The sequence below is a fragment of the Achromobacter deleyi genome (assembly GCF_902859705.1).
GTDB lineage: Bacteria > Pseudomonadota > Gammaproteobacteria > Burkholderiales > Burkholderiaceae_B > Achromobacter > Achromobacter deleyi.
In genome coordinates this window covers 23561-45669 of sequence record NZ_CADIJO010000033.1, presented here as the reverse complement: position 1 = coordinate 45669, position 22109 = coordinate 23561, and the positions used below count along the sequence as shown (strand labels likewise).

At 67.3% G+C, this 22109-nt stretch carries 16 protein-coding genes; 3 read left to right on the top strand and 13 right to left on the bottom strand.

What is annotated here, in order from left to right; genetic code table 11:
* Positions 1-7: 7 nt before the first annotated feature.
* The 6 genes from HV798_RS28455 to HV798_RS28430 form a co-directional block, all read right to left on the bottom strand.
* Positions 8-2398 carry a 3-hydroxyacyl-CoA dehydrogenase/enoyl-CoA hydratase family protein gene (locus HV798_RS28455; RefSeq protein ID WP_175196617.1) on the bottom strand — a complete coding sequence of 797 codons (2391 nt, stop codon included), beginning with the start codon at positions 2396-2398 and terminating at the stop codon, positions 8-10.
* 61 nt (positions 2399-2459) lie between these two features.
* The gene (locus HV798_RS28450) at positions 2460-3770 is read right to left on the bottom strand and encodes an OmpP1/FadL family transporter (protein ID WP_175196619.1); all 1311 of its coding nucleotides are present in this window, start codon (positions 3768-3770) and stop codon (positions 2460-2462) included.
* Between the two features lie 108 nt (positions 3771-3878).
* Positions 3879-5813: a 3-hydroxyacyl-CoA dehydrogenase NAD-binding domain-containing protein gene (locus HV798_RS28445; RefSeq protein ID WP_175216609.1), complete on the bottom strand. Its 1935-nt coding sequence runs from the start codon at positions 5811-5813 to the stop codon at positions 3879-3881.
* A 247-nt stretch (positions 5814-6060) separates the two neighbouring features.
* The gene (locus tag HV798_RS28440; protein ID WP_175196172.1) at positions 6061-7371 is read right to left on the bottom strand and encodes an acetyl-CoA C-acetyltransferase; all 1311 of its coding nucleotides are present in this window, start codon (positions 7369-7371) and stop codon (positions 6061-6063) included.
* Between the two features lie 16 nt (positions 7372-7387).
* Entirely contained in the window at positions 7388-9736 is a 2349-nt protein-coding gene (locus tag HV798_RS28435) for an acyl-CoA dehydrogenase (protein WP_175216608.1), read from the bottom strand.
* A 51-nt stretch (positions 9737-9787) separates the two neighbouring features.
* A complete protein-coding gene (locus tag HV798_RS28430; protein WP_175216607.1) occupies positions 9788-10459 on the bottom strand; it encodes a TetR/AcrR family transcriptional regulator in 672 nt (223 codons plus the stop codon).
* Positions 10460-10783: 324 nt separating this feature from the next.
* Between HV798_RS28430 and HV798_RS28425 the strand changes: the two genes are divergently transcribed.
* The 3 genes from HV798_RS28425 to HV798_RS28415 all read left to right on the top strand — a co-directional run bounded on the left by HV798_RS28425 (position 10784) and on the right by HV798_RS28415 (position 14710).
* Positions 10784-12376: a glucosamine inositolphosphorylceramide transferase family protein gene (locus HV798_RS28425; RefSeq protein ID WP_175196174.1), complete on the top strand. Its 1593-nt coding sequence runs from the start codon at positions 10784-10786 to the stop codon at positions 12374-12376.
* A gap of 565 nt (positions 12377-12941) precedes the next feature.
* Positions 12942-13691 carry a helix-turn-helix transcriptional regulator gene (locus tag HV798_RS28420; protein WP_025140072.1) on the top strand — a complete coding sequence of 250 codons (750 nt, stop codon included), beginning with the start codon at positions 12942-12944 and terminating at the stop codon, positions 13689-13691.
* 344 nt (positions 13692-14035) lie between these two features.
* Entirely contained in the window at positions 14036-14710 is a 675-nt protein-coding gene (locus tag HV798_RS28415) for a response regulator transcription factor (RefSeq protein WP_175196176.1), read from the top strand.
* On the opposite strand, the gene HV798_RS28410 is transcribed toward HV798_RS28415, so the two are convergent.
* Genes HV798_RS28410 through HV798_RS28380 form a run of 7 tightly spaced genes read right to left on the bottom strand, consistent with a single transcriptional unit; the run spans position 14688 to position 22083 of the window.
* A complete protein-coding gene (locus HV798_RS28410; protein ID WP_175196177.1) occupies positions 14688-15938 on the bottom strand; it encodes a glycosyltransferase WbuB in 1251 nt (416 codons plus the stop codon). The genes HV798_RS28415 and HV798_RS28410 overlap by 23 nt on opposite strands.
* Positions 15935-16495, bottom strand: coding sequence for a putative colanic acid biosynthesis acetyltransferase (locus HV798_RS28405; protein WP_175196179.1), 561 nt, complete (start codon positions 16493-16495; stop codon positions 15935-15937). Before HV798_RS28405 ends, HV798_RS28410 begins: the two co-directional genes overlap by 4 nt.
* On the bottom strand, positions 16492-17379 hold the full coding sequence (locus HV798_RS28400; protein WP_175196181.1) for a glycosyltransferase family 2 protein: 888 nt from the start codon (positions 17377-17379) through the stop codon (positions 16492-16494). The genes HV798_RS28405 and HV798_RS28400 overlap by 4 nt, the downstream gene beginning before the upstream one ends.
* Positions 17380-17392: 13 nt before the next feature.
* Positions 17393-18532 carry a glycosyltransferase gene (locus tag HV798_RS28395; protein ID WP_025140077.1) on the bottom strand — a complete coding sequence of 380 codons (1140 nt, stop codon included), beginning with the start codon at positions 18530-18532 and terminating at the stop codon, positions 17393-17395.
* Entirely contained in the window at positions 18525-19817 is a 1293-nt protein-coding gene (locus tag HV798_RS28390) for an O-antigen ligase family protein (protein WP_175196182.1), read from the bottom strand. Before HV798_RS28390 ends, HV798_RS28395 begins: the two co-directional genes overlap by 8 nt.
* Positions 19818-19843: 26 nt before the next feature.
* Entirely contained in the window at positions 19844-20761 is a 918-nt protein-coding gene (locus HV798_RS28385) for a glycosyltransferase family 2 protein (RefSeq protein WP_246289265.1), read from the bottom strand.
* Between the two features lie 5 nt (positions 20762-20766).
* Positions 20767-22083: a lipopolysaccharide biosynthesis protein gene (locus HV798_RS28380; protein ID WP_175196184.1), complete on the bottom strand. Its 1317-nt coding sequence runs from the start codon at positions 22081-22083 to the stop codon at positions 20767-20769.
* Positions 22084-22109: the final 26 nt, after the last annotated feature.

The following is a 22109-nucleotide window of genomic DNA, read 5'->3' as shown; positions in this document are numbered from 1 at the left end:
CAATTCCTCAATTTCGCAGGGGCTTGCCGGTGTCCAGCGTGTGGCGGATGCGGGCCTGGGTTTCAGGCGTGCGCAGCAGCGCCACGAATTCCTTGCGCTCGACCGCCAGCAGCCACTCTTCGTCCACCTTCGCGCCGGTCTCGACTTCGCCGCCGCACAGGGCCACGGCGGCGCTGCGCGCCACGCGGTAGTCGTGCGCGCTGATCATGCCGCCTTCGCGCATGTTGACCAGCACCATCTCGAAGTTGGCGATGCCGTTGCGGCCGGCCACGGGAATGTCCTTCAGGCGCGGCGGCGGCACGTAGCCGGCGGTGGCCGCGGCGCGGGCCTGGCCGATGGCCACGAACAGCAGTTCGCCGGGGTGGAACAGCACGATGTCGTGTTCGCGGGCAAAGCCGGCGTCGACGGCCTCGCGCGCGCTCTTGGCGACCTGTGCCATGGCGATGGTCTGGAACACCGGCTGCAGGTAGGGGAAGACCTCGCCGGGCGTGGCTGTCCTGGCGGCCAGGGCGGCTGCGCGGCCGGCGAATTCCTTGCTGCCGCCGCCGGCCGGGATCAGGCCCACGCCGGCCTCGACCAGGCCGATGTAGCTTTCCAGCGCCAGCACGCGGTGCGAGGCATGCATCAGGAATTCGCAGCCGCCGCCCAGCGCCATGCCCTGCACGGCCGCCACGGTGGGGATCTGCGCGTACTTGAACGATTGCGAGGTGCGCTGGAATTTCTCGACGGTGGCTTCCAGCATGTCCCATTGGCCCGCCGCGCAGGCTTCGGACACCTGTTGCAGGTTGGCGCCCACGGCAAAGGGGGCGTCATGCCAGATCACCAGGCCGTCGAAGTCGCGTTCGGCCCGGGCGACCGATTGCAGGATGCCTTCGAGCACCTCGGCGCCCAGCGTGTGGTTCTTGGACGTGACCGACAGGATGGCGATGCCGGCATCCACCTCGGGCAGGTTCCACAGGCGCACGCCTTCGTTTTCCCAGACGGTGACGCCGCGGTCGTCGGCGCCTTCGCCGAACACGCGTTCGGGGAACAGCTGGCGTTGGTACACCGGCAGCGTCGAGCGCGGATGCAGCGTGCCGCTGCGCGCGGAATACGAGCCATCAGGCGTGTGCACGCCCTTGCGGTCGGGTTCCAGGGCCCAGGCCGGCAGCGGTGCGTCGCTCATGGCCTGGCCGGCCTTGATGTCGTCGGCCACGGCGCGGGCAATGTCCTGCCAGCCGGCGGCCTGCCAGGTTTCGAACGGGCCCTGGGCCCAGCCGAAGCCCCAGCGCATCGCCAGGTCTACGTCGCGCGCGTTGTCGGCCACCTGGCCCAGCTGCACGGCGCTGTAGTGGAAGATGTCGCGGAACAGGCTCCAGAGGAACTGGGCCTGAGGGTGGCTGCTGGCGCGCAGCGCGGCAAAGCGCTTGGCCGGATCGCGTTCCTTGAGCAGGGCGGCTACTTCGTCGGCCAGCTTGCCGGCGCTGGGCCGGTAGTCTTGCGCTTTCAGGTCCAGCACCAGGATGTCGCGGCCCGCCTTGCGGTAGACGCCGGCGCCGCCCTTCTGGCCCAGCGCACCCTTGGCAATCAGCGCCGACAGCCACGCGGGCGGGGTGAAGTAGCGGTGCCACGGGTCTTCGGGCAGGCCCTTGTCCATGGTGCCGATCACGTGGGCCAGGGTGTCCAGGCCGACCACGTCGGCGGTGCGGTAGGTGGCGCTCTTGGGGCGGCCGATCTTGGGGCCGGTCAGGGCGTCGACCTCGTCAAAGCCCAGGCCCAGGCGCTGCGTGTGGTGGATGGCGGCCAGGATCGAGAACACGCCGATCCGGTTGGCCACGAAATTGGGCGTGTCCAGCGCGCGGATGACGCCCTTGCCCAGCGTGGACGTGAGCCAGGTTTCCAGCTCGTCCAGCACGGCGGGCTGGGTGTGCGAGGTGGCGATGATTTCCACCAGCCGCATGTAGCGGGGCGGATTGAAGAAATGGATGCCGCAGAAGCGTTCGCGCAACGTGGCGGGCAAGGCGTTGGCCAGCGCGTCGATCGACAGGCCGGACGTGTTGGACGCGACGATGGCGCCGGGGGCGACATGGGGCGCGATGCGCTCGTACAGCGCGGTCTTCCAGTCCATGCGCTCGGCGATCGCTTCGATGATCAGGTCGCAGCTGCGCAGGCGCTCGATGTGGTCGTCGTAGTTGGCCGGGGTGATGAGGGCCAGGCGGGCGGCGCCGGCCAGGGGCGCGGGCTCGAGTTTCTTCAGGCCGGCCAGCGCTTTCTTGACGATGCCGTTGCGGTCGCCTTCGGGGGCAGCCAGGTCGAACAGCGTGACGGGCACGCCGGCATTGGCCAGGTGGGCGGCGATCTGCGCGCCCATGACGCCGGCACCCAGCACGGCGACGTGTTTGACGACGAACTTGCTCAAGGAAGTCTCCTGAAAATGCAGGCGGCAGGCGGGACCGGCCCGCCCGCCGCCCTAGGCAAGGCTAGAAGCGGGACGACAGTTGCAGGCCGAAGATATGGCCGCTGCTGTCATAGGTGCCCGCGACGCGGCCCTTGGTCAGCTGGTTGCCGGACGTGGTGTCGATGTCCGTCTTGCGCAGGTACAGATAGGTGTAGCCCAGGTCGATCGTCGTGCTCTTGGTGGCGGCCCACTGCACGCCCGTCGAGAACCAGTAGCGGTCGTTGTCGGGCAGGGACGTCGGGCGGTCCTCGGCCTTGTGGACCGGCGACTGGTCGTAGGCCAGGCCGAACTTCCACTTCCAGTCGGGCGCGAACTTGTACGACGTACCCACGGCGATGCGCCAGGTGTCGCGGAAGTTCAGCGGCAGGTCGTCATCGCGCGCGCCCGTGCCCGAGTTGCGGATCTTCAGGTCGGGAATGCTGCTCCAGCCCGTCCACGAGATGTCGCCCAGCAGTTCCCACTTCTCGTTGAGCTGGTGGGTGGCGCTGAGGATCAGGGTGTCGGGCAGGTCGACCGAGGCCTTGGCGTCGAACGATACCGACTGGCCGGTGGGGCCGATGTTGTCGATGTCGGTGTCGCCCTTGGCGGTGTGCTTGATCTTGGAGCGGTACGACAGGCCGATGCGGGTGTCTTCGGTGGGTTGCAGCATGAAGCCCACGTTCCAGCCCCACGCGTCGCCCTTCAGGTTCAGGTCGGCGTCGCCGTTGGTGAAGACCGTGGCGCCGTTGGGCAGGGCCACGGGCACGACCGTCTTCTTCTTGTAGGTGGCGTCGATGTGCTGCCAGTTCACGCCGAAGCCCATCGAGAACTTGTCGTTGACCTTGTAGGCGATCGACGGATTGATGTTGATCGTCTTGATCTCGAACTTGTTCGAGTGGTACTGGCCGTCCCAGCCCTTGTCGTATTCGGTCATCAGGCCGAAGGGGGCGCCGACGCCCAGGCCGACGAACCACTTTTCGCTCAGTTGCCACGAGCCGTACAGGTTGGGCACGACGCCCAGGTTGCCGGCATCGCCGCCGTCGCCGCCGGTGGGGCGGGTGCCGCCCAGCGCCGTGGGGTTGCGGCTGTTGCCGTTGTCCGAGAACTTGAACGAGGGCTTGATCAGGTTGACGCCGCCCGAGACGTTGATGCCGGGCAGGTAGGTCATGCCTGCCGGGTTGTAGTAGATGATGCTGGCGTTTTCCGGATTTGCCGCCGAGCCCGCGTAGGCGTTGCCCAGGCCGCTGGCATTCTGCTCAAGGAGCTGAAAGCCGGCGCCGTGGGCGGCGCTGGTCGCGCCCAGGCCGACCACAATGGCCGACAGGGTGCTCAGGGACAATGAACGTCTGCTCATGGTACTGCCTCCTCGTGTTGGATGAGTGTGTCTCTATGGCACTGCCGGTCTCGTGTCCCGGTCTATTCGGCTCAGGGGTAAAAGGCCCTTGGCCGGTTGTCTGCTGTGCTACGTACTGCGACTGCTCTGGTAATGCAGGGGCCCGCCCGTGAACGGTGCGAACCCGGTTCCAAAAATCACGCCCGCGTCGGCCAGGTCGGCGTCGGCGACCACGCCGGAATCGACCCGTTCGCGGGTGGCGTCGATCAGCGGCTGGATCAGGCGTTCGGCCAGGCCGGCCGGCGCGGGCGGGCCGCCCGCCTTGTCCTTGACCGGCTTGCCGTCGCGCCATTCATAGAAGCCGCGGCCGCTTTTCTTGCCCAGGTCGCCGCGCGCCAGCCGTTCGGCCAGGCAGCGCGGCGGCTCGGCGCCGCCGGCCAGTTCCTGCCCCGCGGCGCGGGCGATGTCCAGGCCCACGGTGTCGGCCAGTTCCAGCGGCCCCATCGGCATGCCGAACGCGACCATGGCGGCGTCGACCGTGGCGGGCGACAGGCCTTCGTCGACGCTGCGCATGGCTTGCAGCATATACGGCGCCAGCACCGCGTTGACCAGGAAACCGGGCGCGCTCTTGACGGGCAGCGCCAGCTTGCCGATCTGGCCGACAAAGGCGCAGGCACGGGCCAGCGTGGCGTCGGCGATGCCATCGGCGTGCACCACTTCCACCAGCGGCATCTTGGCCACGGGGTTGAAGAAATGGATGCCCACCAGGCGTTCGGGGTGGGCGAGGCCGACGCGCAGCGTTTCAAGCGACAGGCTGGACGTGTTGGTGGCCAGCAGGGCGTCGGCCTTCATGCGCGGTTCCAGCGTCTGGTAGAGGCCGCGCTTGGCCTCGGGTTGCTCGCTGATGGCTTCGATGACCAGATCGGCCAGCGGCACGCCGCCGCCCGCGGGGTCGGGCACCAGCCGGTCGAAGGCGGCGCGGGCCGCACGCGGGTCTTTCAGGCGGCGCGAGAACAGCGTCGCGGCGCGCTTGATGGCAGGGGCGATGCGGGCGAGGTCCTGGTCCTGCAACGTGACGGTCATGCCTTTCAGGGCGCACCAGGCGGCGATGTCGCCGCCCATCACGCCGGCACCCACCACGTGCACGTGGCGCACCGGCGCCGCGCCGGCCTGGCGGCCATTGGCCTTCAGGCGTTCCTGCAGGCGGAACACGCGCAGCAGGTTGCGGGCGGTGTCGGACGCGATGATGCCGTCGATCAGTTGCGGCGCCTGCAAGGCGTTGCCGCCATGTTTTTCCCAGATCTCGACGATGGCCGGTGCGGCCGGGTAGTGCACCTGCGGGTCCTTGGCGGCGATCTGCTTGCGGGCGCGGTTGGCGGCCACGGTCTTGAGCGGCCAGCGGTTCAGCCAGGCGCCCAGGCCGCGCGCGCGGCGCGGCGGCTTGCCCGACAGCACGGTGGCGCGCGCCGCGGCCAGCAGCAGGCGCGGCGGCACGCGGGCATCGACCAGGCCCAGCGCGGCCGCGCGGCGCGCGTCGGCGCCGCGGCCGGTCAGCATCATGTCCAGCGCGGCGGGTGCGCCGATGACTTCGGCCAGGCGCAGCATGCCGCCCCAGCCGGGGAAGATGCCCAGCATCACTTCGGGCAGCGCCAGCGAGGCGCCGGGCGCGTCTTCGACCAGCCGGTAGCGGCAGGCCAGCGCCAGTTCCAGGCCGCCGCCCAGGCAGTGGCCCTGGATCAGGGCCAGCGTCGGGTAGCGCACCGCGGCCAGGCGGTTGAAGAGGTTCCAGCCGCGCGCCACCAGCGCCCGGCCTTGTTCCGGCGTGGTGAGTTCGGCGAATTCATTGACGTCGGCGCCCACGATGAAACCCGACGACTTGCCCGAGCGGATCACCAGGCCCTTGGGCGGCTGGGCGTCCAGCGCATCCAGCACCGTGGCCAGTTCGGCCATGGTGTCGGCCGACAAGGCATTGACCGCGCTGCCGGCGCGGTCGAAGATCAGCCACGCCAGGCCGTCGGCGTCGCGCTCCAGGCGCCAGTGCGAAAGCGATTCCAGAGCGGTCATTGGCGGTCCTCGTAGGGCCTGTTCACACTGAAAGGAGCCTCGCACAGGCCGGTAATCGGCTGCCAGGCTAGGCGCGGTCGCCGCCGCGTGGCTGTGCCACGCAAGGTGAGCGCAACGACGCCTGGCAGCCGATTACCGGCCTGCCCGAAGGGTGAGCACCCAAATGAGCGCCTCTCAGCGTTGCGAATGCTCGCCGGGGGCCTGCCACGACTGCGCTTCGCGCCTTGATAGTCACTCATTTGGGCGCTCATGCGAGGCTCCTTTCAGTGTGAACAGGCCCTAGTGTTTCGACCAGCATCGCGCCGCCCATGCCGCCACCGATGCAGATCGCGGCCATGCCGCGTTTGGCGCCGCGGCGCTTGAGCGCGTCCAGCAGGTGCAGCACGATGCGGGCGCCGGATGCGCCCACCGGGTGGCCGATGGCGATGGCGCCGCCGTCCACGTTCAGGCGGGCAGGGTCCAGCGCGCCCCAGGCGGGGGTGCCGAAGTGTTCCTGGCAGTAGGCGTCGTCTTGCCAGGCCGCCAGGCAGCCTAGCACCTGGGCGGCGAAGGCCTCGTTGATTTCCCACAAGTCCAGGTCATTGAGGCCCAGCCCATGGCGTTGCAGGATGGGCGTGGCCGCGTGCACCGGGCCCAGGCCCATCTGCGCGGGGTCCAGGCCGGCCCACTGGCTGTCCAGGATGCGGCCCAGCGGTTGCAGGTTCCAGCGCTGCACGGCTTCTTCGGACGCCAGCACCAGCATCGCGGCGCCGTCGGTCACCTGCGAGCTGTTGCCGGCGGTGATGTTGCCCCAGGGCTTGTCGAACACAGGCTTGAGCTTGGCGAGTTTTTCGGGCGTGGAGTCTTCGCGCACGCCGTCATCGTCGGGGTAGGCCTTGCCCTGGGTGTCGATCAGCGGCGCGATCTCGGCGAAGGCGCCATTGGCGCGGCCGGCCAGCGCGCGGGCGTGGCTTTGCGCCGAATAGGCGTCCATGGCCTGGCGGCTGATGCCGAAGCGGGTGGCGACATTCTCGGCGGTCTGGCCCATGGACAGGCCCACCACCGGGTCGGTCAGGCCCTTGAGCAGGCCGATCACCGGCGCCAGGTCGCGCAGGCGCAGGCGGCGCAGCGCGGCCAGTTTGGCGCCCATGCCGCGGGCCGCGTACCAACCCGCCAGCCAGCGCGCCATGTTGTCGGAAAACAGCAACGGCGCGCGCGACAGGGCGTCGACGCCGCCGGCCAGCACCAGTTGCGAGCGGCCGGTCTGGATGTTGGCAATGGCCGAATCCAGCGCCTGCATGCCCGAGGCGCAGTTGCGCATCACGGTCCAGCCGGGCACCTTGTCGCCGCAGCCCAGCCGCAGCGCGATGACGCGGCCGATGTTGATTTCGTCGGGCGAAGGCGCGGCGCAACCCACGATGACCTCGTCCAGGTCCGTGGGCGCGTAGGGTTGGCGCAGCAGCAGGCCGCGGCCGGCCTGCACGGCCAGGTCGCCGGCCGAAAACGGGCCGGGGCCCGTGCGCGCCTTCAGGAAGGGCGTGCGGGCGCCGTCGACCACGTATACCGGTTTGAATGCCATCCGATCCCTCCCTGGTTCAGGCCGCTTTGCGTTCGGCGGCCGGCTTGACCGCGCCGGTGATGCCGAAGTCAAAGGGGAAATCATCCACTTTCACCACGGTATCGCGCAAGGTGTTGCGGCGCTTGACCACCGCATATTCTTCGGCGGTGATGCCGCCGGCGGCAAATGCGGCGTCAGCCAGGTCGCGCACATTGGCCTGCGGATTGCCTTCCAGCGCGCCGCTTTTCTCGAAGGCGCGGATCTTCGATTCGATGGGTTCGGCCTCCAGCGTGGCGGCCAGCGCCAGTTCGATGGCGCCTACCGGTTCGTCGGCGGTGGCGGGCAGGTGGCAGCCGGCGGTCAGGCGGTCGCGGGCGGCGCCCGGGTTGATCAGCAACTGCGCCACGTCCTGGCCCAGTTGGTCGGACGGCAGCGATTGCGCATGGCCCCACGGGAAGACGATGCGGCGCAGGCTCCAGGCCACCAGGCGGTTCGGGTAGTTTTCCAGCACGCCTTCAAAGGCGTCCTGCAGCCGGAACAGCGCGTCCTGGATCGACCAGTGGGCCAGCGGCGCGTCGCTGGCCTGACGGCCTTCGTCTTCGAAGCGCTTGAGCGTGGCGCTGATCAGGTACATCTGCGACAGGATGTCGCCCAGGCGCGCCGACAGGCGCTCGCGGCGCTTCAGGCTGCCGCCCAGCACCAGCATCGAGGTGTCGGCCAGCAGGGCGAAGGCGGCGGAATAACGGCTGAGCAGCTGGTAGTAGCGCTTCATCTCGGGCGCCACGTCGGCATTGATGCCGACCCAGCGGCCGCCGGTCAGGGACGTGCCCAGCGCGCGCAGTTTGTTGCGTGTCACGAAACCGACATGGCCCCAGAAGGCGCGGTCGAAGTCGTGCAGGCCCTGCTTGCGGTCGGGCGACTGGGCCGCCTGCATCTCGGCCAGCACATAGGGATGGCAGCGGATCGCGCCCTGGCCGAAGATGATCAGGCTGCGGGTCAGGATGTTGGCGCCTTCGACGGTGATGCCGATGGGAATCTGCTGGTAGGCGCGGCCCAGGAAGTTGGACGGCCCCAGGCAGATGCCCTTGCCGCCGATGACGTCCATGCCGTCGTTGACGACTTGCCTTGCGCGTTCGGTGACGTGGTATTTGACGATGGCCGATACGACCGAGGGCTTTTCACCCAGGTCCACCGCGCCCGCCGTCATGCTGCGCGCGGCGTCCATCATGTAGGTGTGGCCGCCGATGCGGGCCAGCGCTTCTTCCACGCCTTCGAACTTCCCGACCGGCGTGCGGAACTGGCTGCGCACGCGGGCATAGGCGCCGACTGCGCGCGCGGTCAGCTTGGACATGCCGGTGTTGGACGACGGCAGCGAGATCGAGCGGCCGGCGGCCAGGCATTCCATCAGCATGCGCCAGCCCTGGCCCGCCATGGCCGGGCCGCCGATGATGAAGTCCAGCGGCATGAACACGTCCTGGCCGCGGGTGGGGCCGTTCATGAACATGGCGTTCAGCGGGAAGTGGCGGCGGCCGGTGTCCACGCCGGGATGGTCGTGCGGCACCAGCGCGCAGGTGATGCCCAGGTCTTTCTTGTTGCCCAGCAGGCCGTCCGGGTCATACAGGCGGAACGCCAGGCCCAGCAAGGTGCAGACCGGCGCCAGCGTGATGTAGCGCTTGTCCCAGCTGACCCGCATGCCGATGACTTCGCGGCCCTGCCATTCGCCCTTGCAGACGATGCCGCTGTCGGGGATGGCGGCGGCGTCGGACCCGGCCCAGGGGCTGGTCAGCGCAAAGGCGGGCACGTCGTCGCCGCGCGCCAGGCGCGGCAGGTAGTGGTTCTTCTGTTCTTCGGTGCCATAGTGCAGCAGCAGCTCGGCCGGGCCGAGCGAGTTGGGCACCATGACGGACACGGCCAGCGCCGACGAGCGCGTCGACAGCTTGGTGACGATTTCGGAATGGGCATAGGCCGAGAACGCCAGGCCGCCGTATTCCTTGGGGATGATCATGCCTAAAAAGCCGCTGCGCTTCAGGTAGGTCCAGACGTCAGCGGGCAGGTCGAAACGCTCTTGCGTGACGCTCCAGTCATTGACCATGCGGCAGGCCTCTTCGGCCTGGTTGTCCAGAAAGCTCTGTTCTTCTGCCGTCAGGCGCGGGCGCGGATAGGCCAGCAGGCGGCTCCAGTCGGGGCGGCCGCGGAACAGTTCGCCTTCCCACCAGACCGTGCCGGCTTCCAGCGCATCGCGCTCGGTGTCCGACATCTGCGGCAGCACCTTGCGGTAGAGATTGAAGATGGGGGCGGACAGCAAGGCCCGCCTGATCGGGCGCACGCCCAGCAGGACGGCAACCAGGAGCGCGATGACGACCAGCGCGACGATGACTGCGTTCATTTCCTTGTCTCCTTTCTCTATGTTCTTTTGGACCTGCCGCGCGCGTTCGCCCTAGGTGGCGCAGTGCGGCGGCAAGGGCGCGCGCAGCCCGCCGAGCAGAAAGCTCATCAGGCGGGGCAGCAGCAGGCCGGGGTTGTCGGGTTGCTCGGCTTCGTCCAGCGTCCAGCCCGTTACCGACCGCAGCAGGTCGGTGCCGATGATGGCGTAGGAGGTTGCGCCCAGCATGAATTGAAAGCGCCAAACGATTTCGGCGCGCGGCACGTCGGGCAGGGCGGCGAACAGCGCGTTGCGGTAGCGTTCGAGCACGTCGGCGTATTCCTCGGCGAACAGCGCACGGATGAAGTCGGACGGGTCCGTCATGGTGCGTTCGAGCAGCGGCAGGAAAGTGCTGCCGGCCTGGTCGGGGTCGGCCGCCAGGCGCAAGAGCGTGCCGAAGAAGGCATCGACGATCTGCGAAGGCTTGAGCGGCTTGCCGTCGGCCTGGGCTTCGAGTTCATCGAGCAGGCGCAGCCGTTCGCGGTTCAGGATTTCCAGGCGCCGCTTGAGCACGGCCTGCACCAGGGATTCCTTGGAGCCGAAGTGGTAATTCACGGACGCCAGGTTGACGCCCGCCGCGCCGGTGATCTGGCGCATGGACGTGCCGTCGTGCCCTTGTTGCGCGAACAGGGCTTCGGCGGTGTCCAGGATGGATTCGCGGGTCGTGGAGGATCTGAGTTCTTGCATCGGGTTGAATTCAAACGTTCGTTTGAAAGGAGTATGCGCGTCCCGGTGCAGGGATGCGATCCCGGCAATCCCGAATAGGGTTTACCCCTAACGTCCGAGAAGCTCATCCGAATGGCGTTGTGGGGTTCGCACCTCATCCGAATGGCAGCCAGCCGTTTGTCCTCGGACGCCCGCCCTAGGATGAAAGCCGTCTGGAAGCCCTCGCCGAAACGCCTCAGTATCAGCGCGAGGACTTGAAAGCGTTGCACCGCGTATGCACCTGGCGAGCCCGATCGCCGTTCCGGTGCAGAGAGGCCATTTCGCCCTGACACAGGAGCAGGAGACATGAAGACCTACAGAGTGGGGCTGTTGCTGGACGGGACGGACCAGCCCGGGTGGATCCACGACATGGCTGAGTGGCTCGCGCGCAGCCAGGATTTCGAGTTGTCCGCGCTGCTGGTGATGCCGAAGGCGCCGGCCGACCGCAAGCCGCGGCTGGGCGCCAAGGCGCTGTTCGGCACGCTGTCGCGCCTGGAATCGCGCCTGTTGCCCAACCGGCAGCGCCAGATGCTGACGTGCCGCGACATGCGTGCCAGCGTGCCCGCATCCACCGCGGTGCTGGCGTTGGCGCAGGATGCGGCCGACGACGATGGCGTGGCCGCGCTGGGGCTGGACCTGGTGATTCTGCTGGGCGCATTGCCGCCGGTGCGGGCGCGCATGGCGGGCTGGGCGCGGCTGGGATTATGGCGCCTGAGCTATTCCGACATTGCCGTTGCCACCAGCCGCTATGCGGGTTTCTGGGAGGTCTACCAGCGCGAGGACCACACCACGGTGAAGCTGTGGCGCGTGGGCCTGGACGCGGATGCGGACACCTTGCTGGACCAGCGCAGTTTCAATACCGAAGTGTTCTGGCTCAAGAACCAGACGCGCGCCTTCAGCCTGGGCAACTTCATGGTCTACGACGCCTTGCAGGCGCTGGCGCGCGCGCGGCCCGGCGTCACGCCGCCCGGCATGCAGATCATGAGCGGGCAGCGCCGCGACGATCCGGCCGAGTGGGACAGCGCGGCCTATATTGCCCGCCAGGCCTGGTTAATGACCGATTTGATTGTGCGCCGCATCATGAAACGCAATGTGCGCTGGCGGATTGGTATGTTTCCGTCGGCCAGGCAACAAGCGGTGGTATCCGAGGCAATGGTATTGCAGCCCCCGAAAGGCAGGTTTTTTGCCGATCCGTTTGTATATACCAAAGATCAGCATCCTTATATATTTTTCGAAGATTACGATTTCACCTCCCGCAAGGGCACGATCTCCGTGGCAACCTTTGAGGACGGGGCTTTCCGCTTTCTGGGGACGGCCTTGAACCTGCCTTACCATTTATCCTTTCCGTATGTGTTCGAATATGAAGGCGTGACCTACATGGTTCCGGAAACGTGCGGAAACCGCAGCATCGAATTATGGAAATGCACGGAATTTCCGTTTAAATGGGAATTGGATTTAACCTTGATGACCAATATTTCGGCTGTCGATACCATTATTTTCAAACGCGGAGAATACTGGTGGCTATTAACCAATATCGACCGCACCGACGGCCAGAATCATTGCGACGAACTGTTCGCCTTCTTTGCCGACTCGCCGCGCTCCACGCACTGGACGCCGCACGCCAGCAACCCCATCGTGCGCAACCCCATGCGGGCCCGCAACGCGGGAATCGTTGTCTCGCCTGGGGGAGAGGTCATGCGCTGCGCGCAGTACCAAGGCTTCTGCCACTACGGCAAGGGCGTGTCGCTGAACCGCATCGAAGAGCTGTCGCCCTCCACCTACGTCGAGACGGATGGCGAAATTCACTACGCCAGCTTCCTGAGAAAGCGTCATGCTTCAATGCACCATTGGCACCATCAGGGGGGTCACACGGTATTTGACTTCGCCTATATGGAGTAAATGACGCGGCGTAATTGAAAATAAAAATGTTACCTATATTTCGATTGCCGCCGGCGTGCCGGGGCTTAATGTGTCCACGGAAACATATAGACAGACCTGCCGGCAAATTCGACCGATTCTTGCCGTCGCCACGGCCTGCGCCACCGGCGCTTGCAGCCGTCTTTCACCCGCCTGAATTCAGGCCCCACACCCCGCCTTTATGGCTGTTCCCTAGAGGGAGACGGCCGCCCGGCCCATGGGCAAGGGGGGTGAAAACCCTAGCGGATGAAAGGATGATGGGGCCGTCTCATCCTGATTTACGAGGCTGATTAAGGCTAACGAATGATTTCTGTTTTTGTCGGATTATATCGAGTCGAAGCGTCTTGATTTTGCCAATTTCGAACCATAAGATTGGTTTCATGCCATCCGTTATGTTGGCTACGAAAGTCTCCCAGCCCAAACGACCCGGTGCGGCTTCATTAGATATTCCGGGATACGCGGACCACCCCCGCGGGGCTGGAAAAAAAACAAGTCTTCAGCACAGCGAAGATCCCTTCTAGGCCTGTTGAACAACCAGGAGGACACCATGGCCAAGATGGTCCTGATTGAAGCCCACCCGCTCTTGCGGCTGGGGTTATGGCAGATTCTGAGCAAGTTGGATGATGTGTGGGAAATCGAAGGGATGGGGCTCGCCGACGTCTCCAAGGCGGATGGCGCGCATGCCGGCGCAGACCTGTTGATCTACGGCTTGCCGGTAGACAACGAAGAGGCCTGGAGTACGTTGCACGAGATTCAGCGGGTGCTTAGCCCGAAGCGGATCCTGCTGCTGACGGATGTCATGCCGTTGCCGATGCCGGTGCAGGGGTTGCCGGGCGCCAGCGTCTATGGCTGCCTGATGAAGACGGCTTCGGTCGAGATCCTGGAAGCGGCCATCCGCCTTGTCATGGCGGGCGGGCAGTGCTTTCCCAGCGAACAGGCGCTGCAAGCGCCGGCCCAGGCGGCTTGCGCATTGCCGACGCGCGAGCTGGATGATGGCGCGGCCAGGGGTTCGATGCCGATGAGCGCGGGAGCGCAACTGCTGCAGATCACGCCGCGCCAATACGAGGTGCTGGTGCTGCTGGCCAGGGGCTATCCCATCAAGACCGTCAGCCGCATGCTCAACATCTCGGTCGCGACGGCCAAGACGCATGCCTGCACGCTGTACCAGCGCCTGCACGTCAAGAACAAGGGCGAAGCGGTTTACGCGGCCTTGCAACGCGGCGCGACGCTGGAGTGGCATGAACCGAACGGCCGCGACGTGGATGCCGGTCAGCTTTACGGACGCAAGCTCGGATAGCAAGGGCGTATCGGCATCCCGGCCCGGCAGCCGGACGCCCGCTGTCTTTCTGCACCCGGCCATCCCGGCTAGGGCATCCAACGCAGCATCGGCGGTCGCCGTGCCGCGGCCTTCCTCCTCCAATCATCCTCCTGCACGAGATTCAGCAAACGTAGCCGCTGATAGCATGGGTTGTGTCCGCAAGCATGGGTTGAGATGGCGAATCACAATGCCCGCCAGAGCGATGCCACGCAGTGGACGAGATTCCCGTGAGTCTGGCAACGCGCTGAAACCGCCGTTGCAGTGTGGCGCAGCCTGGTCATGGGAACCGTGTCTGGGCTCCGCGTCACAAGGTTCCCCCCGGGATGACAACCGTTCTAATCGAAGACTACGCTCTGCTTCGTGTCGCCATCCAGCATGTGCTGGAACGTGTCCGGAACGCCGAGGAAATCCTGGCCATTTCGCCAGCCCATCTCCTTAATATGTCCAGCTCGATCAACCGGCCCGTGGAGTTGCTGGTGGTCGGTTGCAGCGGCGTGGCCGAGCCGGACATCGGGCTGCTGTCGCAAGCCATGGCGCTGTTCATGCCGCGCCTGGTGCTGGTGCTGTATTCGGTGCTGGACCCGCAGGTGATGGCTGCCTGCGCCCGCGCAGGCGTGGCGGGCTACCTGCCCAAGGCATCCAGCCCGGATGCGCTGGCCGCGGCCGTGAGCCTGGTGCTGGCGGGCGGCGAATGCTATCCCCAGCCCAGCGGCCGGCCGATGGCGTCATCGACGGCGCCGCTGCAGGAACTGCGGGAACTGACCCAGCGCCAGGAAGAGATCCTGCAACTGTTGGTGCAGGGCAAGACCATGCGTGAGATCGGCCAGCAGGTCGGCATCTCGGTGGCCACCGTCAAGAGCCATGCCCGCACGCTGTACTGGAAGCTCAATGCGCGCAACCAGGCCGAGGCGGCCTACATTGCGGTGCAGATGGGACTGGTGCGCAGCGGCAGCGCGCCCGCGCTGCCGGGCGGGGTCAAGGGCGGCGACGCGGAATGAGGCGGGCGGGGCCGCCGGCCACGGCGGCGAACTCGCGTTCGGCCGCCGCCAGCACCGCATCCACATGCAGGTGGTCCAGCGCATAACGGCGCGCAGCGGCGCCCAGCGTTTCGCGGATCTGCCCATTGCAGGCCAGCTTGCGCAAGGCCTCGGCCATGGCGGGGGCGTCTTCGGGCGGGGTGACCAGCCCGCAGCGCGCCACCACGCCGGCCAGTTCGGTGCCGCGCGCCGCGCCGCAGACTACCGGGCGGCCGCTGGCCAGCATGCCGGTCAACTTCGATGGCATGACCAGGTCGGCCGCGCCGGCCCGTTGCGGCAGCAGGTGTATGTCGGCCGTGTTCAGCAGGGCGCCCAGCCGGTCGGCTGGCTGCAGGTCCAGGAAGCGCACGCGCGCCAGGCCCTCGCATTGGGCCTGCAGCGGCGCTTTTTCGGGGCCCTGGCCGCAAAAGACGAACCAGAGCCTGTCTTCCTGCTCAAGCAGCCGCGCGACCTGCGCCAGCGTGCCCAGGCCTTGTTTGCCGCCCATGTTGCCCGAATACAGCGCCACCACGGCGTCGGCGGGGATGCCCAGTTCGGCGCGCAAGTGGTGGGCGGCGTCGGGGGTGATGGCGTTGACGTCGATCCAGTTGGGCAGCAGCACCGCGCGATCGGGGTCCACGCCCTTGTACAGCGCCAGGTCCAGCATGCGGCCGGAGATGGTCGAGACCCGGTCGAAGCGCCGCATCAGCCAGCGTTCGGCGCGCAGCACCGCCGCGCGCAGCCCGGCGCCTTTGAGCAGGCCCAGGTCGAACGCCGCGTCCACTTCGTAGTCCTGGATGTGCAGCCAGGCCTTGGCGCCGCACAGCCGCGCCGCCAGCCACGCGGCGGGCGCGCAGAACAGGGCGGGCTCGACCACCACGATCAGGTCGGGCCGGCCGGCCGCGGCGCGCAGCAGCGAAGGCAGGCTGGACAGCGCGAAGCTGGCCAGGTGCAGCAGGCGCTTGGCGCCGCCAGGCCGCTTGGGCACCCACAGCGGGGCGCGCCGCACCGTGACGCCGGCACGCGTTTCCTTGCGGTAGCGGCCGGCGCGATAGCCTTCGTGCACCTGCCATTGCGGATAGTAGGGCGGCGCGGTGACCACGCTGACCTCGTGGCCGCGGGCGGCCAGCCATTCAGCCAGCTCGGCGCTGTATTTGCCGATGCCGGTGAGTTCCGGCGCGTAGTTGATGCCGTACAGAAGGATCTTCATGCCGGCGGCGCCACGCGGGGCCTGACGGGCCGGCAGGGGTTGCCGTGGCACACCATGGCGGGCGGCAGGCTGCGAAACACCGAACTGCGCGCGCCCACCACGGCTTCGCGGCCGACGGTGACGCCGGGGCCGACGAACACGTCGGTGGCGACCCAGGCGCCATCCTCGATGCGCACGGCGCGCTCGCGCAGCGGAAAGTCGGGCTGCGCCGCGTCGTGGTCGGCGGCGCACAGGTAGCTGCGCTGCGACACCACGGCGTGCGCGCCGATGTGGACGGGGCCCAGGCTGTATATCACCGCATCGTCTCCGATCCAGGCGTAGTCGCCGATGTCCACCTTCCAGGGATAGGTCACCGTGGCGCTGGGGCGGATCAGCACTTTCTTGCCCACCCGCGCGCCAAAGCGGCGCAGCAGCCAGCGGCGAAAACCATAGGCCACCTGCGGCGACCAGCGGAACAGGGACCCCTGCACCAGCCACCACAGCTGCACGGTCAGCGCCGAGCGGCCGCGTTGGCCGGGCGCGAGCGCGAACTGGTCCAGCCGTTGCAGCGTGCTCATTTGGCGGCTCCCGGCAGGGCGTCGCTGCGCGCCTGCCCGGCATCGGCCTGGCGGGCCTTGCGGATCTCTTCGGTCTTGATGCGGATCTGCCAGTAATACATGGCGCGGGCCACGGCGTAGTCAAAGCCCGCGCGCCCGTCCAGGAAGCCCAGCCGCAGCACGTAGGAATGCAGGAACGAAATGGGCGCCTTGAACGGCATGGCCTGGAAGATGCGCTTGAGCAACGCCCGCGCGCCCACGTTGGCCTCGCGCGGGTCGTTCATCAGGCCCTTGATGCGCAGGTTGGCTTCCCAGTCGGAATAGCGGTTGTGCTTGTCGAAGTAGTGGTAGAGCGAATCGTGGTCGTTGTGCACCATGCGGGCGCGCAGCGCGAAGGTGTCGCCCTGCACCTGGGGCTGGTAGTGGCCTTCCACCTCCCACATGTGGGCCACGTCCAGATCGTCGTAATCCAGGAAGCGGGACCGGTCGCGGGCCAGCAGCGCCAGCTTGTAGACGCGGTGGCCATGCAGCAGCTTCTTGCCGCAGAACACGTAGTCGAACGGCACGAAGGCGCCGCCCGCGCCGGCCGCGAAGCGCGGCAACGCGGCCCGGATCTCGTCGGCCAGCGCCGGCGTCATTTCCTCGTCGGCGTCCACGTACAGCACCACGGGATGGCTGAAGGGCAGTTGTTCCAGGCACCACTGCTTTTTCTTGGGGTACTTGCCGTTCCACTGGAAGTTGGACACCCTGGCGCCCAGCGCCGTGGCCATGGCGCAGGTGGCGTCGGTGCTGTTGGAGTCGACCACGAAGACTTCGTCGAAGTCGGCCAGCGCCTTCAGGCACTTGGCAATGTTGCGTTCCTCGTTCTTCGTCATGACGACGACGGATACCGGTATCTTGGACATGGTGCTTTCCTGTTCAGGGCGCGCCGCGCCGCAGCAGCGGCTGGAACAGCGCGATGACATCGTGGCAATGCCGTTCGAGTGAAAAGGCGTCGGCGCGCTCGGGGCCCTGGGCGGCCAGCCGTTCGCGCATCTCGCCGTCGTAGGCCAGGCGGCGCACCGCGGCGGCCAGCGCCGCTGCGTCGCCCACCGGCACCAGCAGGCCGTATCGGCCCGAGTCCAGGATCTCGGCCGGGCCATGCGGGCAATCGGTGGAAATCACCGGAACGCCCAGGCACAGGGCTTCGACCAGCACGTTGCCGAAGCTCTCGCGCAGCGAGGTCAGGGCAAAGGCGCCGGCGCCGGCGATCACGGGAAAGGGGTTGTCGATATGGCCGGCCAGCGTCACCGGGCTGCGCGATGCGCGGGCATCGATGCGCTTTTGCAGCGCCGCGTGCTCGGACCCTTCGCCCAGGATGGTGAACCGGATGCCCGGGTCGTCCAGCAGGGCGGCCGCGTCGATCAGGGTCGCGTAGTCCTTGACGGCTTCCAGGCGCCCCACCGCGACCACGTGATAAGGCGCTGCCGCGCCGTCGGGCGGCGTCGGCCCGGGCCAGGCGGCGCTTTGCTCGCGCACATCTTCCAGCGGCACGCCGTTGTAGATCGTGCGCACCTTGCCGCGCAGCGGCGGGAACATGCTGACCAGGTCTTCCTTGACCCCGCGCGACACGCCGACCACGGCGTCATGGCGGCGGTAGGTCTGGCTGACCAGCCAGCACTTCAGGCGGCGCATGCGCGAGGCGCCGTAATGAATGGCCGGGCTGCTGTGTTCGAAGGCGACAGTCGCAAACTGGCCGCGCAGCACCTTCTTGGCCAGCACCACCAGCATGTTGCACAACAGCCCGTGCGAACACACCACCGCGGGCTTGTCGCGCCGGATCTGCGCGACCAGGCGCGCAAACGCCAGCGGCAGCTGCAGCCGCAGCGCGCTGGGCGATTCCAGCACCGGCAGCGCCCGCGTCACCCGCGGATTGGCGACCGGGTATTCGCGGTTGCGCGAACGCAGCAGGAACAGCGCGGCCGGCACGCCGCGCTGGGGCAGGGCATCGGCGATGAAGGCAACGCATCTTCCGACGCCGCCGTGCAGATCGGGCGCCACGAACAGGACATCAGGCATGGGGCATGACTCGCGGTAGCGCCCGGCGCTCGGCGTCCGGGCGAGGGCTGGGAACCACGGCGGCGGGCCGCGGCACGGGCATGGCGCGGGCATTGCGCATCAGCGACAGGCAATAGCACAGCAGGAAACCGGTGAAGGCGGTCTTGGGCGCATACGCCAGGCCGCCGGAGAGCGAATCGACGAAGATGTACATCGGCGCGGTGGCCAGCAGGTAGCGCCGGTGCAGCTCCAGCCCGGGATGCGCATAGCGCCGGAACAACGTCAGCAGCAGGATCAACAGCGGCGGCAGCATGATCATGATGGTGCCGACGATGCCGAACTTCATCAGATAGAAGGCCCAGGAATTGTGGGCGAAGGTGCTGAGCTCGAAGCCGTTCTCGCCCATGACCCAGCTGCGAAAGCCCGCGCCCTTGCCGAACACCGGGCTTTCGGCGAACGAATCCATCTGGCCCTGCATCTCCTGGATGCGGGCGCCGTAGCTGGAATCTTCGTCCAGGCGCTCGACGCTGAAGACGCGATTGGTCAGCACGTCCAGGTAGCCGATGCTGGCGAACACCAGCAGCCCGGCCACCGCGGCCGGCGCAAAGATCAGCACCACGCGACGCCGGATGTCCGACCCGGACGCCAGCATCACGGCCAGCAGCACGGACACCGCCAATTGCAGGTACTGGCTGCGGTTCAGCGAAAACACCAGCGCCAGCAGCATGTACAGCGTCAACATGTAGGCCTTGGGCCCCGATACATTCAACGTCTTGCGAAAGTACAGCAGCGACACCACGCCGAACGGAATCGCCCACACGCCCAGCCGTACGTTGCGCAGCGGATTGGCGACGTTGAAGCCTTGCAGCTGTTCCAGCAGCATCAGCGTGGCAACCGCCAGGCAGGCCGCCACGATGTACTTCTGCAGCACCGCGTAGGCTGCGGGGCTGTCGATGTCCTTGTAGCAAAGGAACGGCGTGCACAGGAAGTAGAAGACGATGCGTAGGTCGCGGGCCACGTCGCCGGTCTCGATGCCAGGATGGTGCAACGACACCAGCAGCAGGTAGATCACCGACAGGGTCTGCAAGCCCAGCAGCATGCCCAGCGCGCCGCGCGGCAAGGCGTAGGCGCCGGGGTCCGCCAGGCGCAGCATCTTGACGAACACGATGGCCACGAACAGCACGTCAAAGGGCGACAGCTTGAAGCTGCCCACGCCCAGGATGAAGCGGTCATCGTTCAGGGCCAGCGCGGTGAAGGCGAACAGCCCCAGCAGATGCAAGGTGGAAAGGCGGCGGTGCGGTTGCATGGCGTCTCCATGGCGGGTGGCAGGCGTCAATGCGCGGCCCAGTCGTCGCGTCCCAGCAGCTTGGTGGTCAGCTTCTCGAACAGGTACGACAGGTCACCCTGGCGGGCGTGGGCGGCCACCTTGGACGCGCGGCACGACAGTTCGAACAGCTTGCCCAGGCCGGGTTCGGTGCGGCGGATGCGGTCCACGATCTGCGAACGTTCTTCCAGCAGCACGTCCTGCATCAGCGCGGTCTTGGTTTCGTCGTGTGTGGTGTAGACGCCCATCGCGTCGGGCACGATCAGGTTCTTGCCGTCGCGCAGCAGCCGGCTCCAGAGTTCCAGGTCCATGCAGTAGCGCATGCTTTCCTGCAGCAACCCGTGCTTGCGCAAGAGGTCGCGGCGGAAGATGGCGGCCTGGTTCGGAATCGATGCCTTCACCACCGTCAGCGTGCCGCGGTTGACGGGGGTGTAGTGGATCTTGCGGAAGATGCGGTTATTGGCGTCGGCCACGAACAGGTTGCCGCTGACGATCGGCGCGCGGCCCTTGGCGGCCGCCGCGCCCAGCTTGCGCAGGGCGCCCGGGTAATACAGGTCGTCGGAATTCTGCCAGCCGACATAGTCGCCCGTGGCGCGTTCGAAACCCTTGTTGATGGCATGCGACTGGCCGCGGTCCGGCGCGCTTTCCCAATAGGTCAGGTAGCGCTCGTATTTGCGGATGATGTCCACGCTGCCGTCGGTGGAACCGCCATCGATGATGATGTATTCCAGGCGCGGATAGCCCTGGTTCAGCACGGAGATGATGGTGCGTTCCAGGAAGCGGGCCTGGTTGAACGAGGGCGTCACGATGGTCACCTTGGGCAACAGGCCCCCGGCGATCGGCGCGGGCGGGCGCAGCTCGCTGACGAAGTCGATGAGCTGACGCGAAAACTCGTTGTTGCGCTTGCGCATATAGAACCTCAACATGATGGCTACCGGGTGGCCGCAGGCAATGCGCCCGGGTAGTCTGGTCGGGATTGACGGATGGCGAGGGCCACGCCGGCCAGCGTGATCGCCGCGTAAGCCATGCGGCCCCAGGCCGCGGCATGTTCTCCGGCGGCCTGGACCAGGCCCGCCATGACGCACAGCATGGCCAGGCCGCCCAGGCCATTGAGAATGGCCACCGCGCGGGAATTGCCCAGCCCGAGCAGCGAGAAATGCGCGGCCGCGTTCAGCGACAGCAGGCCGGACGCCACGATCAGCAGGCGGAAGGTGCCCAGATGGCCGTGGGCCACGGCGTCGCCCAGCAGCAGGTCCAGCAGCGGCTGGCTGACGGCCAGCACCGCCAGCGTGGCGCTGGCCGACAACGCCAGGTTCCACAGCATCATGCGGCGGATTTCGGCCTCGGCCGCACCGGGGTAGGGCGGCGACACCGACAGGCGGCTGACGCGCGGCATGGCCTTCTGGAAGATCGCCACCGACGCGGTGTGGATCATCTGGCCCACCTGCACGCCGACGGTGTAGATCGCCAGCGCCGCCGGCCCCATCAGGCTGCCCACCAGCACCCGGTCGACCGAGCCGAAGGCCAGCGCGCTCAGGCTGTTCAGCCACGACCAGCGCGAAAACCGGAAGGCATCGGCCATGGCGCCACGGTCGCGCACCGGGCGCACCAGCACGCGGCCATAGCGGCGGGCGAACACGCGCATCTTCACCGAACCGGCCAGCAGCAGCCCCACAGCCTGGGCCAGCCCGGTCCAGGTGGGCGAGGCGGTCAGCCACGCCGTGGCGCAGGCCAGCGCCATCGTGCCGCTGCGGCTGACGACCTCGCACAGCGCCGTGGCGCGGAAATCTTCCCGGCCTTTCAGGCAGCCGGACATCAACTGGTCATACTGCTGGGTCAGGTAGATGGCCAGCGCGGGCATCGCCAGCAGCGTCACCGCCACGCCGCCGAAGGTGGCAGCCGGCCAGCCCAGGTCCACCGCCAGCCACAGCACCATGGCCATCAGCGTCACCACGCCCAGCGCGCAGCCGATCAGCGACATGGCCACGCCGGCCGCACGCAGCGCGCCGCCCGGTTCGTGCATGCGTTCGGACACCAGCTTGGTGGCGGTGACCGCGGCGCCCAGATTGGCGGCGTTGCCGAAGCCGGCCAGCGCGATGATCATGGAATACTGGCCGAAGCCCACCGTGCCCAGCTGGCGAAACAACAAGGGCAGGGCCACCAGCGCCGCGACCGGGCCGATGCCGTATTCCACCAGCCCCCAGAACGAGGCATTGCCGGCGATGTGCTTCCTGATGAATCGGACCATCGGATAGCCTGTTGTCGGTTGTTGAT